Below are 16,864 nucleotides of genomic sequence, written 5' to 3' on the forward strand. Positions count from 1 at the left end.
CGTCATGGCCGGACTTGTTCCGGCCATTCACGTCTTTGGAGACACGGCGGCTTAACGACGTGGATCCCCGGGACAAACCCGGGGATGACGACAGAGGTATGAACGAAAAGGCCGGACGTTCGCCCGGCCTTCATCATGTTTTATGACGCTACGGCTTAATTCAGCCGCACGCCCTGCGGCGGGCGCTCGGTGCCGCTCATGGTGACGTCGCCGATCATCAGGCCCATGGGGCCCGCATGGACCGGCACCGTCTCGCCGTCCTTGATCTCGCCGGAGAGAATCAGCTCCGCCAGCGGATCCTGCACGTGCTTCTGGATCACGCGCTTCAACGGGCGTGCGCCATAGGCCGGATCGTAGCCCTTGTCGGCGAGCCAGGCCCGCGCCTCCTCGTCGAGATCGAGGGTGATCTTGCGATCAGCCAAGAGCTTCTGCAGGCGGCCGAGCTGGATGTCCACGATGGCGCCCATCTCCGAGCGTTTCAGCCGGTGGAACAGGATGATCTCGTCCACGCGGTTGAGGAACTCCGGCCGGAAGTGCGAGCGCACCACGCCCATGACCTCGTCGCGCACCTCGTCGGTGTCATGGCCTTCGCCCTGGTTCACCAGATATTCGGCGCCCAGGTTCGAGGTCATGATGATGAGCGTGTTGCGGAAGTCCACGGTGCGCCCTTGCCCGTCCGTGAGGCGTCCGTCGTCGAGCACCTGCAGCAGCACGTTGAACACGTCCGGATGTGCCTTCTCGATCTCGTCGAACAGCACCACCTGATAGGGCCGGCGGCGGACGGCTTCGGTCAGCGCGCCGCCCTCCTCGTAGCCCACATAGCCGGGAGGCGCGCCGATGAGGCGGGCGACGGAGTGCTTCTCCATGTATTCCGACATGTCGATGCGCACGAGGGCGGTCTCGTCGTCGAACAGGAAGCTCGCCAGCGCCTTGGTGAGCTCGGTCTTGCCGACGCCCGTCGGGCCGAGGAACATGAACGAGCCGATGGGCCGGTTCGGGTCCTGCAGGCCTGCGCGCGCACGGCGCACGGCGGTGGACACGGCCGTGACGGCTTCAGCCTGGCCGACGACGCGCTTGGCGATGTCCTGCTCCATGTGCAGCAGCTTCTCGCGCTCGCCCTCCAGCATCTTGTCGACGGGCACGCCTGTCCAGCGGGAGACGACGCCGGCCACATGGTCGGGCGTCACGGCCTCTTCCATCAGCCCGCCGCCATCGGCCTTGGCTTCCACATCGGCCAACTGCTTCTCCAGCCCCGGAATGACCCCGTAGGAGAGTTCTCCGGCTTTCGCCCAGTCGCCCGCACGCTGCGCGGAAGCGAGCTGGTTGCGGGCCTCTTCGAGCTTCTTCTTGAGGTCGGCCGCGGTGCCAAGCTTGTCCTTCTCGGCCTTCCAGCGCGCCGTGATCGAAGCCGATTGCTCCTCGAGATCCGCCAGCTCCTTCGTGAGGCGCTCGAGGCGGTCTCGCGAAGCGGCATCCGTCTCCTTCTTCAGCGCCTCCTGCTCGATCTTCAGGCGCACGATCTCGCGGTCGATGTTGTCGAGCTCTTCCGGCTTCGAATCGACCTGCATGCGCAGGCGGGACGAGGCTTCGTCCACGAGGTCGATAGCCTTGTCCGGCAGGAACCGGTCGGTGATGTAGCGGTTCGACAGCGTCGCGGCTGCGACAAGCGCCGAGTCGGTGATGCGCACGCCGTGATGCTGCTCGTACTTTTCTTTGAGGCCGCGCAGGATCGACACGGTGTCTTCCACCGTGGGCTCACTCACGAAGACGGGCTGGAAGCGACGGGCCAGAGCCGCGTCCTTCTCCACATGCTTGCGGTACTCGTCGAGCGTGGTGGCGCCGACGCAGTGCAGTTCACCGCGGGCGAGCGCGGGCTTCAACAGGTTCGACGCATCCATGGCGCCATCGGCCTTGCCGGCGCCGACGAGCGTATGCATCTCGTCGATGAACAGGATGATGCCGCCTTCAGCCGACGTGACTTCGCTGAGCACCGCCTTCAGGCGCTCCTCGAACTCGCCGCGATATTTGGCACCTGCGATCAGCGCGCCCATGTCGAGGGCGAGCAGCTGCTTGTCCTTCAAGCTTTCCGGCACGTCGCCATTGACGATGCGCAGCGCGAGGCCTTCGACGATGGCGGTCTTGCCGACGCCGGGCTCGCCGATCAGCACGGGATTGTTCTTGGTGCGGCGCGACAGCACCTGGATCGTGCGGCGGATCTCCTCGTCGCGGCCGATCACCGGATCGAGCTTGCCGTCGCGGGCCGCCTCGGTGAGGTCGCGGGCATATTTCTTGAGCGCATCATAGGCGTTCTCCGCCGTCGCGTTGTCGGCGGTGCGGCCCTTGCGCAGCGTGTTAATGGCGGTGTTGAGCCCTTGGGCGGTCACGCCGGCCTGGGCTAAGATCTTGCCGGCTTCCGTGTCCTTCTCGACGGCGAGCGCCAGCAGCATCCGCTCGACGGTGACATAGGAGTCGCCCGCCTTCTCGGCGGCCTTCTCGGCGGTGTCGAAGAATCGCATTAGGTCGCGGGTGGCCTGCGGCTGCGCGGCGGAGCCGGAGACCTTGGGCTGCTTGGCGAGCCACTGCTCGACCGCCGCATGGGCGTCGCGGGAGCGGCCGCCGGCGCGGTCGATGAGGCCGGCGCAGAGGCCTTCCGGATCGTCCAGCAGAACTTTCAGCACATGGCCCGGCGAGAGCTGCGGATGCCCTTCGCGCATGGCGAGGTTCTGGGCCGCCTGAACGAAGCCCCGGGCACGCTCGGTGTATTTTTCGAAATTCATCTTGTCATCCCTCCTCAGGTCAGCCCGCCCTCCTGGAGGCACAGGCCGACCCTGCGATGTCGGACCCCCGTATGGAGCATCCGCTCCCGCTTAATTGGTGTGTCCCATTCGCCACAACAAGAGGGGGAACCCGCTCGCCGCGCTGGCATTGACCCAGCAACGATTCAAGGAGGTTCCCATGACACGCGACCCGCGGTCGGAAGCCGAGAAAGCCCGTGCCGACCTCGCCCGCAATGCCGAGCTGGGCTTGGCCGTGCCGGAAAGCCCGGTCGAGCAGCAGCCCTCGGTGACGCCGCAGACCTTCGGCGACACCACCGAGAACGGCCGGATCATCCGGGACGATGAAGGTCCCATGGCCAACGAGGCGGACCGGGACATCGGCGATTCCACCGGCACCATCGCGAGCTCCCGCGACATTCCCGTCTCGCGTCAGAACGTCAAAGCCCCGCCAACCCACCGCAGCGACGAGGAGGACGGCGTCCTCTCCCGCGCCAAGGAGTAGAACAACATGGCTCTTTCCGATCTCTTTGCCCGCTTCAGCCCGTCCAAGCGCAAGGCCGAGCAAGCTGAAAAGGCCCGCCAGGAACTCGTGGCCAATGCCGAGAAGGCTCTGCGCATGAAGCAGGAGGCCGGTCCCCAGGCCAACATCCCCGAGCACCAGACCTCCCATGAGGGCATGCACCAGGATCCTCATCAGGTGGAGATCGACGCCTCCCGCGGCCGGGAAGCCGGGTTCACGCCTCAGTTGAAGCGCTCCAAGGTCGCCCGCTCGGGGGATGCTTCGTAAGCAAAGTTTCGAATGCTCGAAAACAACAAAGCCCCGCCGAACGGCGGGGCTTTTTCATGAGCATTGTCGTCGAAGGATCTCAGAGTGTCCTCCCGCAGCAGGCAGCACCGTTCGATCCCGCCCATAGGTGTTCGGCAGAAGCTGCTCGAACTTCTGTCGGATGACCTGGTAGCACTCGCAGGAGGCGGCCTCGAGACCCTGGCGATCCGTGACCGTGATCATGCCTCTGCCCTGGCGGATCAGCCCCTTGTCCTGAAGGACCCGGGCCACATCGCTGACCGTCGAGCGCTGGACCCCGAGCATTTCCGCCAGGAATTCCTGGGTGAGGGGCAGTTCGGGCTGGCCTGCCCGGTCCTGGCTCATGAGGATCCAGCGGCAGCAGCGGGCCTCCACGCTGTGAACGGCATTGCAGGCCACAGTCTGGAGCGTTTCCGCCATCAGCGCCTCGGTAAAGCGCATGACGAGGTGCTGGATGGCCGGGCGAGCCGCCATGGCCTCGTGCATCAGGTTGAGTTCGGCCCGGGAGGCCGTGCCGCTCAGTTGGACGACATAGCGGCCGAACGATTGGCGGGTCACGAAGGCGCTCACCAGGCCGAATAATCCCTCACGGCCGAACGTCGCCATCTCGACGGACTTGCCGTCATGCATGAGGGTGACGAGGGATACCATCGCATCGTGAGGAAAGTAGGTGTGCACGATGGTCTCGCCCATCTCGTAGAGCGTCTGACCGCGCTGCAGGTCGACGATGGAGAGATGCGGCTCCAAAAAGGCGAAATCCTCTGGCCCCAGGGCGGCTAAAATCCGGTTGTCCTGGTGCTGCGGAGTTTTCCGAACCTGTGCCATGGCAAAGGCCCCGATTCAGCCGGAACATGCCCCTGCAGATCAACGCACCGAACAGGTGATCCGGTCCACGGAGCGGTGAATTCTCCGGGCATCGGCCCGGACACCGGGCATGGCGTGCGCCTCCACCTTGCCCGTCATCGGCCAAGCCCGTATCCATGGCCGCATGAGCATCCAGATCGCCTCCCTCCAGCGCTACCCGGTCAAGGGCCTCTCGCCCGAACCGCTCTCCTCCGCGACTCTCACGAAGGGCGACTACTTTCCCGGCGACCGGCTGTTCGCCATCGAGAACGGTCCGGCCGGGTTCGAGCCGGACAACCCGCAGCATCAGCCCAAGATCAAGTTCCTGATGCTGATGCGCAACGAAAGCCTGGCGCGGCTGAAGACCCGTTACCTCGATTCGATCACGACCCTCTTCATCGAGCAGGGCGGCCGCGAGGTGGCGCGCGGCGATCTCTCGACGCCGGGAGGGCGGCTCGCCATCGAGGCGTATTTCCGCCGCTTCATGCCGAAGGAACTGCGCGGCCCGCCGAAGGTGCTCGCAGCGCCCGACGGCTTCCGCTTCACGGATTCCCGGCGAGGCTTCGTCTCGCTCATCAATCTCGCGAGCGTGCGCGAGCTGGAGAACGTGGTCGGCGCGCCGGTCGATCCGCTCCGGTTTCGCGGCAACATCCACATCGAAGGGCTGGCGCCTTGGGCCGAGTTCGATCTCGTCGGACAGGTGCTGACAGCACCGTCGGGTTTGCGGCTCAAGGTGACCAAACGCATCGAGCGCTGCGCCGCCACCAATGTGGATCCGGACACAGGCGTCCGCGACCTGGAGATCCCGAAAAGCCTCATGAAGGCCTATGGTCATTTCGATTGCGGCATCTATGCCGAGGTGCTCGACGGTGGAGTGATCGAGACCGGCGACAGCCTTGAGCGGGAGCAGGACGCCCAGGCGCAGTTCGCCTTCGTCTAAAGCATCGAACGCAAAAGTGGGCATCGGTTTTGCGTGAGAAGATGCATCGAGCCAAAACTTAAGGCATCGAACGTGAGTTCGAATTCACTTTCGATGCTTTAGGTGGTTCTCGGACGAAGACCCACCGGAACTCCCTTCCTCGCGCTTCCGTTTCTGGAACGCCGAAGTTACGGCGGAGCGATATCCTTAAAAGAGGATATACTGATAAATATTCGAGATGGTGGTCGGCGTGTCCTGCAGGAAAATCTTGCCGTTGCTACCACTGCCACCGCTGCCGTAGGTCCCGATCCGATAGATAAAGACACTCGGGTTGTCAGGATCCCTCTCGGTTCCCACGTCGAAACTTGAAATCAGCCCGGCCTGTCTCAAAGGCCTTAGGTCGATCCGGTCGCCTTCGGTCGGCACGAAGCCGCGGATCTTTTCCACGCTCACCCGATCGCTGTATTCGAAAATCGTTGCGCCCTGCGAGCCGAACAGAATGTCGTCACCTGCACCGCCGTTCAGGGTGTCGTTGCCAAAGACACCGTCAAGGACGTTGTTCCCACCGTTGCCCCGAATGTAATTGTCGCTGATATTGCCGATCCCGACGACAACTTCGGTGCCTCCGATCAGTGTCAGATTCTCCAGGTCGTCCTGGAGCAGGAGCGTTCGGGTGAGGATTCTGTCCTGACTGAACGTGCCGAAGTTGAAACCTGCGCGCAGGGTATCGGTGCCAAAGGTTTCGATGACGACCTCGGTCGCGCTCTCGACGGTGTAGACATCGTTGCCGTCCCCGCCGATCAGGGTATCCGTTCCGCCGAGGCCGTTCAGGATGTTGTGCCCGCTGTTGCCGACAATGAGGTTATTCGCGGCATTGCCCGTGCCGTCGATATGCCCAATGCCGGTGAGTTCGAGATTCTCGAAGTTATCGCGCAGGGTATAGGTGAAATTCGCCCGAACCGTATCCGTGCCTTCATCCAGGTTCTCGGTCAGCACGTCTCCGGTGTCGATGATGTAGAGATCGTCCCCGAGGCCGCCGCGCAGCCCGTCGGCGCCGCCGCCGCCGTCGAGGGTGTCGTTTCCGCCTCCTCCCTCCAGGATGTTGCCGGCTATATTGCCGATGAGCCAATTGTCGAGAGCATTGCCATAGCCGTTAGCGCCAAACGTACCGACTATGGTGAGGTTCTCGACATGATTTGAGAGAGTGTAGTTCGCGGCAGCCGACAGGACGAGGTCTGTCCCTTCGTCGACGAGTTCCACCACCACATCGGTGTCCAGATCGACAACATAGGTGTCGTCGCCGGCGCCGCCGATCAGACTGTCCTGGCCCGAATTTCCGTTAACGATGCCGCCTTCCAAGCGATCGTTTCCGTCTCCGCCGAACAGGGTGTCGTTCCACTGGCCTCCGGTCAGCACATTGTCGAGACCGTTCCCTGTGCCACGAAGACCCATGAGGGTTGGCGGTTGGAGGACGAGGCGCTCCACGAAATCGGGAAGAACGAAATCGATGCCGGTGAAGATGCTGTCGAAACCTGCGTTCTCTGTCTCGACCACGACGTCCCCGGCATCGCCGACGAAATAGCTGTCATTCCCAAGGCCGCCACGCAGGGTGTCGTTTCCACCTCGTCCATCGAGATAATCGTCGTTGCTGCCGGTGGTAATATCGTTGGCGAGGCTGTTGCCAGTGGCGACGTTGAAGCGCGTGTTGTTAAGGATCACGAGGTTTTCGAGGCGAGCGCCGAGTGTGTAATCCGCGAGCGTCGTTCGAACCGAGTCGATATCGGTATCCCCGCCCTGCTCGTCGATGATGTCGCCATCCTCCGCATCGATCACATAGACGTCGTTGCCGGAGCCGCCGATGAGCGAATCCTGGCCGGTGCTGCCGATGAGGGTGTCGTTGCCGTTGCCGCCGTCCAGCGTATCGTCGCCATCGGCCCCCGAGAGGATGTTGTCGAGGTCGTTGCCGGTGATGAGGTTGTTCTGAGAGTTGCCGGTGCCGCTCACGGCGCTCCCGACAAGGATGAGATGCTCGACGTTCAGGCCGAGCACGTAGTCGGCGCTGGCGCGAGCCGTGTCGTATCCCGCCCCATCGCCTTCCTGCTCGACGATGGTGTCGGCCGCATCGACATCATAGACATCGTTCCCGGTCCCCCCTTCGAGCGTGTCGGCCCCAACTCCGCCATCGAGCGTATCGTTGCCTTCGCCCCCCACGAGGCTGTTGTTCAGAGCGTTCCCGGTCAGCGTGTTGTCGAGGGCGTTGCCCGTGCCGGTCAAGGCGGCCCCGATAAGCGTCAGGCGCTCCACATTGTTGCCGATCACGTAGTCAGTCGAGGCCTGGACGCTGTCATAGCCGTCCCCTGCAGCCTCCACGATTGCGTCGCCTGAATCGTCCACGATGTAGACGTCGTTGCCGGCGCCGCCATCGAGCGTATCGACCCCTGCGCCGCCATTGAGGGTGTCGTTCCCATCGGCGCCCGCAAGGCTGTTGTCTTGGCCGTTGCCGGTGATGGCATTGTCGAGACCGTTGCCGGTGCCCGAATGCGCAATGCCGATCAGCACAAGGTGCTCGAGGTGTTCGCCGAGCGTATAGTCGAACGCGGCCCGCACCGTGTCCGTGCCGCCGCCCTCGGCTTCGACGACCACGTCGCCCGCCTCGTTCACGACGTACGTATCGTTGCCCTTGCCCCCATCGAGGGTGTCGGCACCGCCTCTGCCGTCCAGGAGGTTGTCGCCCACCGTGCCGGTGATGGTGTTGGCCAGGGCATTGCCGGTTCCGACAACGGCACGGCCCGTGAGTACGAGGTGCTCTACATGGTCCGCCAGCGTGACGCCGGTCGAGGACCAGACCGTATCGATGCCGCCATTCTCGGCCTCCACCACCATATCGAAGACATCGTCGATGATATACGTGTCGTCTCCCGCGCCGCCCGTCATCATGTCGGCTCCGGCCCCACCGTCGAGGGTGTTGCTGCCTGCATTGCCCGTGAGGGCGTTGGCCCCTGCGTTCCCGGTGCCCCGCAGGGCTGTGCCGAGCAGCACCAGGTTCTCGACCTCCCCGCTGAGTGTGTAGTCGACCGTCGCCCGCACCGTATCCGTCCCGCCACCGGTCCCTTCGACCACTAGGTCGCCCGCATCGTCGACCTCGTAGATGTCATCGCCCTGGCCACCGGCCAGGAGGTCCGCTCCGGTCCCGCCCAGGAGGGTATCGTTGCCTGCGCCGCCGTCGAGGGTGTCGCTGCCGGCCGCGCCGTCGAGCCGGTTGGAAAGCGCATTGCCGCTGATTCGGTTGGCGAGATCGTTGCCGGTGCCGAACAGGGCGCTGCCGGTGAGAAGCAGATTCTCCACATGTGCGCCCAACGTGTAGTTCACGGCGGCCTGAATGGTGTCGATGCCCTGGTTCGCCTTCTCGGTGACCCGGTCCCGAGCATTGTCGACGATATAGGTGTCGTTGCCCTTGCCCCCCGCGAGCCTGTCGGCGCCGGCCTTGCCGTCGAGGATGTTGGCGCCGGTATTGCCCGTGATGGTGTTGGCGAGGCTGTTGCCGGTGCCCTTCAGGGCGGAGCGGCCGGTGAGGGTCAGGTTCTCGACCTGCGCGCCCAGAGTCCAATGGACGGACGCTTTGACCAGATCGGTGCCGCCACGGGCGCGCTCGATCACCTGGTCGCGGGCATTGTCGACGATGTAGGTGTCGTTGCCCTGGCCGCCCGTCATGCGGTCGCGCCCCTTGCGGCCGTCGAGCAGATCGTTGCCGCCGAGCCCCGAGAGCACGTCGCTGGCCGAGGTGCCGATCAGCCGGTCGGCGCGGGGTGTGCCGGACAGGCTCTTGCTCAAAGGAGACGCGGGGGCGCTCTCCTGCTCCCGGGCGTTCAGGGCCTCGACCGGATCCGACTTACGGGTCCTCAGTGTGGGCAGGAAGGAGAAGCGGGAGTTGAGCGAGGCCATGGCTGATCCCCTGACGCAGGAAGCTTGGCCGCTAACCTATGTTGAACATTATAAAGTGGCAACAACTCCCAAGATCCAGAGCAGAGGCGGAAACGAAAAAGGGAGAGCCAAGCTCTCCCTTCTCGAATTGCTTCGCCGACCGGTCTTACTCGGCGGCCGGGGTCTCGGCCGGATCCGGGAGGAAACCCGGGTTCTCGGCGTTGGCCGCGTCGATCATTTCCTGGCGGGTGCGGCGGCGGCGACGCGGACGGGGAGCCTCCTCGTCGTTGGCCGGTTCCTGCATGACCGGCGCGGGGGCCGGGGCCTCCGTCTCGGCCGCCACGGGAGCGGGCGTGCGGACTGGGTTGGTCAGGAAGGCCGGCAGGGTGCCCTGCTCGGGCGCCTCGGCCTCGTCCCGGCGGCGGTCGCGCTGGAAGCGCTCGCGGCGCTCCGGCCGGTCGCCACGCTCGAAGCGGTCATTGCGCTCGTTCCGATCGCCGCGCTCGGGACGGTCTCCCCGTTCGGGACGATCACCGCGGTCCTGGCGGTCGAAGCGAGGTTGACGCTCGGTGCGCTCGCCGTTCTCCTGGCGGGTCTCGAAGGGCTGCTCGTCGCGGGGCTGGTAGTCCTGGCGCGGGCCGCGCTCGCGCAGGAAGCGCTCGCGACGGTCACCGCGATCGGGACGATCGCCACGATCCTGACGATCGTTCCGGTCCTGGCGCTCGCCGCGATCCTGGCGGTCACCCCGGTCCTGACGATCGCCGCGGTCGAAGCGCGCAGGACGCTGGTCATTGCGCTCGGCCCGGTTTTCGTAGGGCTGCGGCTGAGAGCCGAAATCGGCTTCGTCGCCATTGCCGAAGTCCTGGGCGCCGGCGCGCTCGAAGCTCGGGCGCTCGCCTTGGGTGAAGCCTTCGTCCTCATTGCCGTCCTCATCGAAGGACCGCTGCTGCTGGTAGCCGTACTGCTCGCGCAGCTGCTCCTGGGCGGCCGCGATGATGCGGAAATAATGCTCGGCGTGCTGGAAGTAGTTCTCGGCCGCCACCGGGTCGCCGCTGGACTGCGCATCGCGGGCGAGCTGGCTGTATTTCTCGGCGATATGCTGAGCCGTGCCGCGGATCTTTACGTCCGGGCCGTTCGACTCGTAGCTCTTCGTCAGGGGATTGGGCCCCTTGTTGTTACTGCGGTTGTTGTTGTTACGACCGCGCATACGCCTGTTTTGTCCTGGTCTCATTTTCGCTCTACGAGCCTCGCTGGTTCTTAAAAGCCCACGCGATATGCAAGCCAATGGTCTACGAACGGGCTCGACGCCCACCGTTCGCGTGGCAAACCGTCTGTCGTTCAGCCATAGCCTTCAAGAGGCTTGGCCATCCTTCAGTGTCGGGTTCAGGTGATCGCGCCAGGCCGTTCCGTTCAAAAGCCCCTGCCTGCGCGATGGATATCGTTTGGTCTTCCGGCATGCCCTCAAGGACTGCCGATTTGTTTAGACCGAGGACGATCTCTACGCTTGAATCTAGCGGGTTCCACCCGGTCCAACAAGGGCTAATTCCGACTTTATCCCGCCCTGAGACACAAAAGCCTCATCCTGTTCATCACGATCGCTTCATGGCGATGCAGCGGGGGTTACCTGATAGATCGGAGGCGATCTTCAGGATTTCAAGGCCATGGAGTGCAGCCAAGCTTGATAAAGCCTCGGCCTGATCGTAGCCGATCTCCACCACCAGCAGCCCCCCGGCCGCCAGCAGCCGCTCCGCTTCGCCCAGGAGGATCCGGTAGGGCTCCAGCCCGTCGGGGCCGCCATCGAGGGCAAGCCTCGGGTCGTGCTCCCGCACCTCCTCGTCCAGGGTCGGGATCACGCCGGAAGCGATGTAGGGCGGATTCGAGACGATCAGGTCGAACGGGCCGGATACCGCATCGGCCCAGCGGGAGAGGGCGAAATGGCAGCGGTTGCCGACCCGGTTGCCAACCGCATTGGCACGAGCTGTCACAACAGCACCGAAGGACAGGTCAACTCCCAGGCCGATGGCGTTCGGCAGCTCATGCAGCAGGGCGACCAGGATGCAGCCTGAGCCGGTGCCGAAATCCACGATCCTCAACGGCGCCTGCCGATCGGGGAGAAGGGCGAGCGCAGTCTCGATAAGGGTTTCGGTATCCGGTCGGGGAACCAAGGTCTCCGGGGAGAGGCGGAAAGGCAGCCCCCAGAACTCCCGCTCCCCGACGATCCGGGCCACCGGCTCGTGGGCGAGGCGCCTGTTCGTGAAGGCGGCGAGGGTGTCGGACTGTTCTGCGGTGAGAGGTGTGTCAGGCGAAGTGATAAGATCTGTCGCCGAGATGCCAAGGGCTTCCAGGAGGAGCAGGCGGGCGTCCAGGGCTGCGGTCTCGAACCCGGCCTCGGTGAGGGTCCGGCGCAGCTCCCTCAGGGCCTCAGCGCGGGTTTTCAAGGATTTTGGCCCTGCCGATAGCGTTCCAGCCGCTCGTCCAGGGTGCCGGTGTGCAGCTCGAACAGGTGGTTGTCGTCATCGTAGAAATAGAGCGAGTGACCTTCGCCCTCGACCCGCGGCCGGGATTCGCGGATCTCCAGTCCCAGCGCCTCGATCCGCTTGCGGTAATCGTCAATCGCGGAGGCCGGGATCTTGAAGGCGATGTGGTTGTAGGTGCGGGTGGGAAGGCTCTCGCCCTCCATGACGGCGATCCAGAGGCCGCCCACATCGAAGAACTTTTCCCGCGAGAGGGAGAAGGTGTCGTTGCCTGACGCATAGATTTCCCGGCCACCGAGCGCCCGCTCAATGATGGCGCTCATGCGGTCGAGGTCACGGGTGATCAGGGTGATGTGACTCAGGCCCTCGATCCTACCCTCGCTCATGCGGCCTGGTCCTGGGCGGCAAGCTGGGCCGCCTGATGCTCGGTCACGAGGGCGTCGATCAACTCGTCGAGGGCGTTGCCGGCCATCACCTCCTCGAGCTTGTAAAGGGTCAGGTTGATCCGGTGGTCGGTGACGCGGCCTTGCGGGAAGTTGTAGGTGCGGATGCGCTCCGACCGGTCGCCGGAACCCACCTGCGCCTTGCGGTCAGCCGCGCGGGCGGCGTCCTTGGCGGTTCGCTCGGCATCGTAGAGGCGGGCGCGCAGGAGCGCCATGGCGCGGGCGCGGTTCTTGTGCTGGGAGCGCTCGTCCTGGACGAACACGACCATGCCGGTGGGGATGTGGGTGATGCGGATCGCCGATTCGGTCTTGTTCACGTGCTGGCCGCCGGCTCCTTGAGCCCGCATGGTGTCGATCTTCAGGTCGGCATCGTTGAGGACGATGTCCACATCCTCGGCCTCCGGCAGCACTGCGACGGTCGCGGCTGAGGTGTGGATGCGCCCTTGCGTCTCCGTATCCGGCACGCGCTGGACGCGGTGGACGCCGCTCTCGAACTTGAGCCGGGCGAACACGCTCCGGCCCTTGATCTCGGCCACCACTTCCTTGTAACCGCCGGCCGTTCCCTCGCTCTCGGAGACGATCTCGACCTTCCAGCCTTTCAGGTCCGCATAGCGGGTGTACATGCGCAGCAGATCGCCGGCGAAGAGGGCGGCCTCGTCCCCGCCGGTGCCGGCGCGGATTTCGAGAATCGCGCTCTTCTCGTCCGCCTCATCCTTGGGCAGCAGCATCAGACGCAGGTCCTGGGCAGCCTTGTCCAAGTCCTCTCGCGCCTGAGGCAGTTCCTCCTCGGCGAGCGAGCGCATCTCGGAATCCATCGACGGATCATCGAGCATGGCCTGAAGGCCCTGCAGGTTATCCTCCATGGCCCGGTAGGCGCGGATGGCTTCCACCACTCCATCGAGCTCGGCGAGCTCGCGGGAAAGGGCGACGAAGGTCTCCGGGTCGGGCCCGGCATTGAGCGTCGCCGTGATGATGTCATGGCGGGCGAGAATAGCGTTCAGGCGATCAGAAGGAGGGGCAATCGACATCAGACCGGAATACCATGGGTTTCCGCAAAATGGGCAAGCTTTGGGCGCAGCGTCTGGCCGCCCCCGGCGTTCTTCAGTTCCTCGCGGATAAGGGCACTGACCTCCGCGACATTCATCTCCAGCAGCATGGCCTTCACCGGGCCGATGGCCGCCGGGGACATGGACAGCGACCGAAAGCCGAGCCCGATCAGGGCCATGGCCTCAAGGGGGCGTCCGCCGACCTCGCCGCAGACCGTCGCCAGGCAGCCGGCGGCGGCGGCATGCTCCGCCACCATGTTCAGAGCCCGCAGCATGGGAGCGCTCAGGGGATCGAAGCGGTCGGCCACGCGCCGGTTCTCGCGGTCGCTGGCAAAGAGGAACTGCATCAGATCGTTGGTGCCGAGCGAAATGAAATCGGCGCTTTCGCAGATTTCCTCGAGCTGGAACAGGAGGGAGGGCACCTCCAGCATCACGCCGAGCTTCAGGTCCGACGGCAGGGGGTGGCCGTGGTTGGCGAGATGGGCCTTTTCCCGTTCCACGAGCGTCTTGGCGCGCTCGAATTCGTCGCAGGTCGCCACCATCGGAAACATGATCTTCAGGGGACGGCCGGCGGCCGCCTTGAGTAGGGCACGGATCTGGGCGCGCAGCAGACCCGGTCGGTCGAGGCCGATGCGGATGGCGCGCCAGCCCAAGGCCGGGTTCTCCTCCTCGACGGATTGCATGTAGGGCAGGATCTTGTCGCCGCCGATATCGAGGGTCCGGAACGTGACGGGCCGGTCGCCCGCCTCCGCAAACACGGTGCTGTAGAGCGCCTGCTGCTCGGAGGCCGAGGGCATTCGCTCGGCGATCATGAACTGCAATTCGGTGCGGAACAGGCCGACCCCCGCAGCGCCCGTCTCGGCGAGATGCGGCAGGTCGACCACGAGGCCAGCATTGATCTGCAGGGTGACCTCGACGCCGTCTCTGGTGACGGAGGGCACGTCCCGCAGCTTGAGATACTGCTCCTGCCGGCGCGCGCGCAGCCGCGCCTTCTCGGCATAGGCCGCTTCGACGTCCGGATTGGGCCGGATCTGCACCTCGCCCGCGGCGCCATCCACAATGATGGCATCGCCTGGTTCGGTCAGGGAGGTGGCGTTCGGCACCTCACCGACGGCCGGGATGCCGAGCGCCCGGGCCACGATGGCGATGTGGCTCGTCGGTCCGCCTTCTTCGAGCACGAGACCGCGCAGGCGCGAGCGGTCGTAATCGAGCAGAGCGGCCGGTCCCATGGAGCGGGCCACGATAATGGCGTTCTCGGGAAGGCTCTCGCGCTCCATGACGAAGTCCCGACCCACCAGCCGATGCAGCAGGCGATTGGCGAGATCGTCGAGGTCGTGCAGGCGCTCGCGCAGATAGGGATCCGTCTGGCGCAGCATGCGGGCGCGGTTGTCGGACTGCACCCGTTCCACGGCCGCTTCGGCCGTCAGGCCCGAGGTCACCGCCTCGCGCATGCGCCTCAGCCAGCCCTGATCGTGGGCGAACATGCGGAAGGTCTCCAGCACCTCCCGATGCTCGCCGTGATGGGCGACATCGCCACGCTCGATGAGCTCGTCAATGGACAGGCGCACCTCGCCGATAGAGGCATCGAGCCGCTTCAGCTCCGCCTCGATGTTCTCGGCGATGAGGTTCTTGACCACCACCCTCGGCTCATGAAGCACCACGTGGCCGAGGCCCACGCCATCGGCCAGCGCCACGCCCTTCTGGTAGACGGGCCGGCGAAGGGCAATGCCGGTCTCGACCGGCGCCAGGGCCTGCAGCTCGCCCGTGGCAAGCATCTCGGCCACCACCATGGCGGTGGTCTGAAGGGCCTCGACCTCTTCCTCGGTGTAGACCCGGTAAGTGCGGTTCTGGACGACGAGAACGCCGAGCGTATTGCCGGCGCGCAGCAGGGGCACGCCCAGGAAGGCGTGATAGATCTCTTCGCCCGTCTCCGGCTTGTAGGAGAAGGCCGGGTGGCTTTGGGCGTCGGACAGGGCCAGGGGTTCTGCCGTCGAGGCAATGAGACCGACGAGGCCCTCGCCCGAGCGCATGACAGTGAGGTGGACGGCCTCCCGGTTCAGGCCTTCGGTGGCGAAGAGCTCGAGCACGCCGTCGCCGCGCATGACATAGACGGAGCACACCTCCGCCACCATGTTGGCGGCGATCTGGGTGACGATCTTGTCGAGACGGTCCTGCGCCCCGACCGGCTCCGCCATGATCTCGCGGAGGCGGCGCAGCAGGAGGCGCGGACCGCCGGGAGCGCTTGGCATGAGCTTCTCTGTTCCCGTCCTATCAGGGCCGGCAGGGCGGACCGGCGGCCGGCAGGTTCACTGTCGCAGCCCGACCAATCCCTCGTCAATCAGGCTTGATCAAGGCCGTATAGCGAGTGGAGCGTGCGAACCGCAAGCTCCGTATAGGCCGATTCGATCAGGACCGAGAATTTAATCTCGGACGTGGTGATCGCCCGGATGTTGATGCCCTTGTCGGCCAAGGCTTTGAAAGCCCGGGCGGCCACGCCCGCATGGCTGCGCATGCCGACGCCGATGGCTGAGACCTTCACCACGTCGGTCGCGCCCTGGAGCTCCTTGAAGGCGATCTCGGCCCTGTGCTCATTCAGGATCGCGCAGGCCCGCTCGTAATCGGCGGTTGGCACCGTGAAGGTCAGGTCCGTGGTGGCTGCGTTGTCCGACACCACCTGGATGATCATGTCCACGTTGATGTTGGCCTCGGCCAGGGGCACGAAGATCGAGGCCGCGATGCCCGGCTTGTCGGCAATGTCCCGCAGCGTAATCTGGGCTTCGTCGCGCGAATAGGCGATGCCCGTGACAATCTGCTGTTCCATGATGTCTTCCTCGTCGCAGATGAGGGTGCCGAGCTTGGGATCGGCAGGGTCGTCGAAGCTGGAGCGCACATAGGTCGGAACGCGGTGCATCATGGCGAGCTCCACCGAGCGCACTTGAAGCACCTTGGCCCCCAGCGAGGCCATTTCCAGCATTTCCTCGTAAGACACCTTATCCAGGCGTCGGGCCTTGGGCACGATGCGCGGATCGGTGGTGTAGACGCCGTCGACGTCCGTATAGATGTCGCAGCGCTCGGCCTGAATGGCAGCGGCCAGCGCTACAGCGCTGGTGTCGGAGCCGCCGCGGCCGAGCGTCGTGATGCGGCCTGTGGGCTGATGCATGCCCTGGAAGCCGGACACGACGGCGACCTCCCTGGAATCGGTGAAGCCCTTGACGATCCCGGTGCCGTCGATGGCGGCGATGCGGGCCGAGCCATGGGCGTCCGAGGTCATGATCGGGATCTGCCAGCCCTGCCAGGAGCGGGCCTTGAGCCCCATCTCCTGCAAGGCGAGCGAAAGGAGACCCGAGGTCACCTGCTCGCCGGAGGCGACGACCACGTCGTATTCTCGTGAATCGTAGAGGGCGGAGGCCTCCTTGACCCAGCCGACGAGCTCATTGGTCTTGCCCGCCATGGCGGATACCACCACGGCCACGTCATAGCCGGCCTCGACCTCGCGTTTCACATGCCGGGCCACGTTGCGGATGCGCTCTACGGTGGCGACGGATGTTCCGCCGAACTTCATGACGAGACGGGGCATGGGGGAAGAAGGCCGTTAAGGGTTCAGGGAAAATTTTGCCCTTCGCGGCGCGAAAGGCG

Annotated in this window: 12 protein-coding genes; 3 read left to right on the forward strand and 9 right to left on the reverse strand. The window is 64.9% G+C overall.

The features are described 5' to 3' along the window. Window positions 1–155: 155 nt before the first annotated feature. Window positions 156–2,777 (reverse strand): ATP-dependent chaperone ClpB, encoded by a 2,622-nt coding sequence (gene clpB / locus FHR70_RS00830; protein WP_183446146.1) that lies wholly within the window; start codon window positions 2,775–2,777, stop codon window positions 156–158. 178 nt (window positions 2,778–2,955) lie between these two features. Here clpB and FHR70_RS00835 point away from each other — a divergent pair, with 178 nt between their 5' ends. Beyond that, the gene (locus FHR70_RS00835; protein WP_183446148.1) at window positions 2,956–3,279 is read left to right on the forward strand and encodes a hypothetical protein; all 324 of its coding nucleotides are present in this window, start codon (window positions 2,956–2,958) and stop codon (window positions 3,277–3,279) included. 6 nt (window positions 3,280–3,285) lie between these two features. Continuing rightward, on the forward strand, window positions 3,286–3,564 hold the full coding sequence (locus FHR70_RS00840; RefSeq protein ID WP_183446150.1) for a hypothetical protein: 279 nt from the start codon (window positions 3,286–3,288) through the stop codon (window positions 3,562–3,564). 54 nt (window positions 3,565–3,618) lie between these two features. On the opposite strand, the gene FHR70_RS00845 is transcribed toward FHR70_RS00840, so the two are convergent. Continuing rightward, window positions 3,619–4,407, reverse strand: a complete 789-nt coding sequence (locus tag FHR70_RS00845) for a Crp/Fnr family transcriptional regulator (RefSeq protein ID WP_183446152.1) — start codon at window positions 4,405–4,407, stop codon at window positions 3,619–3,621. Window positions 4,408–4,516: 109 nt separating this feature from the next. Here FHR70_RS00845 and FHR70_RS00850 point away from each other — a divergent pair, with 109 nt between their 5' ends. Next, complete coding sequence (locus FHR70_RS00850; protein WP_183446154.1) at window positions 4,517–5,365, forward strand: MOSC domain-containing protein; 849 nt, start codon at window positions 4,517–4,519, stop codon at window positions 5,363–5,365. A 186-nt stretch (window positions 5,366–5,551) separates the two neighbouring features. On the opposite strand, the gene FHR70_RS00855 is transcribed toward FHR70_RS00850, so the two are convergent. The 7 genes from FHR70_RS00855 to FHR70_RS00885 form a co-directional block, all read right to left on the reverse strand. Next, window positions 5,552–9,286 (reverse strand): calcium-binding protein, encoded by a 3,735-nt coding sequence (locus tag FHR70_RS00855; RefSeq protein ID WP_183446156.1) that lies wholly within the window; start codon window positions 9,284–9,286, stop codon window positions 5,552–5,554. Between the two features lie 145 nt (window positions 9,287–9,431). Beyond that, window positions 9,432–10,472 (reverse strand): DUF4167 domain-containing protein, encoded by a 1,041-nt coding sequence (locus FHR70_RS00860; RefSeq protein ID WP_183446158.1) that lies wholly within the window; start codon window positions 10,470–10,472, stop codon window positions 9,432–9,434. A 382-nt stretch (window positions 10,473–10,854) separates the two neighbouring features. Continuing rightward, window positions 10,855–11,703 carry a peptide chain release factor N(5)-glutamine methyltransferase gene (gene prmC, locus FHR70_RS00865; RefSeq protein ID WP_183446160.1) on the reverse strand — a complete coding sequence of 283 codons (849 nt, stop codon included), beginning with the start codon at window positions 11,701–11,703 and terminating at the stop codon, window positions 10,855–10,857. After that, entirely contained in the window at window positions 11,700–12,125 is a 426-nt protein-coding gene (gene fosX / locus FHR70_RS00870) for a FosX/FosE/FosI family fosfomycin resistance hydrolase (RefSeq protein ID WP_183446162.1), read from the reverse strand. The genes prmC and fosX overlap by 4 nt, the downstream gene beginning before the upstream one ends. Continuing rightward, a complete protein-coding gene (gene prfA, locus FHR70_RS00875) occupies window positions 12,122–13,210 on the reverse strand; it encodes a peptide chain release factor 1 (RefSeq protein WP_183446164.1) in 1,089 nt (362 codons plus the stop codon). Before prfA ends, fosX begins: the two co-directional genes overlap by 4 nt. Further along, window positions 13,210–15,477: a phosphoenolpyruvate--protein phosphotransferase gene (gene ptsP, locus FHR70_RS00880; protein WP_183446165.1), complete on the reverse strand. Its 2,268-nt coding sequence runs from the start codon at window positions 15,475–15,477 to the stop codon at window positions 13,210–13,212. Before ptsP ends, prfA begins: the two co-directional genes overlap by 1 nt. 89 nt (window positions 15,478–15,566) lie before the next feature. After that, window positions 15,567–16,805, reverse strand: a complete 1,239-nt coding sequence (locus FHR70_RS00885; protein WP_183446167.1) for an aspartate kinase — start codon at window positions 16,803–16,805, stop codon at window positions 15,567–15,569. Window positions 16,806–16,864: the final 59 nt, after the last annotated feature.

This window comes from Microvirga lupini (genome assembly GCF_014191055.1).
GTDB lineage: Bacteria > Pseudomonadota > Alphaproteobacteria > Rhizobiales > Beijerinckiaceae > Microvirga > Microvirga lupini_A.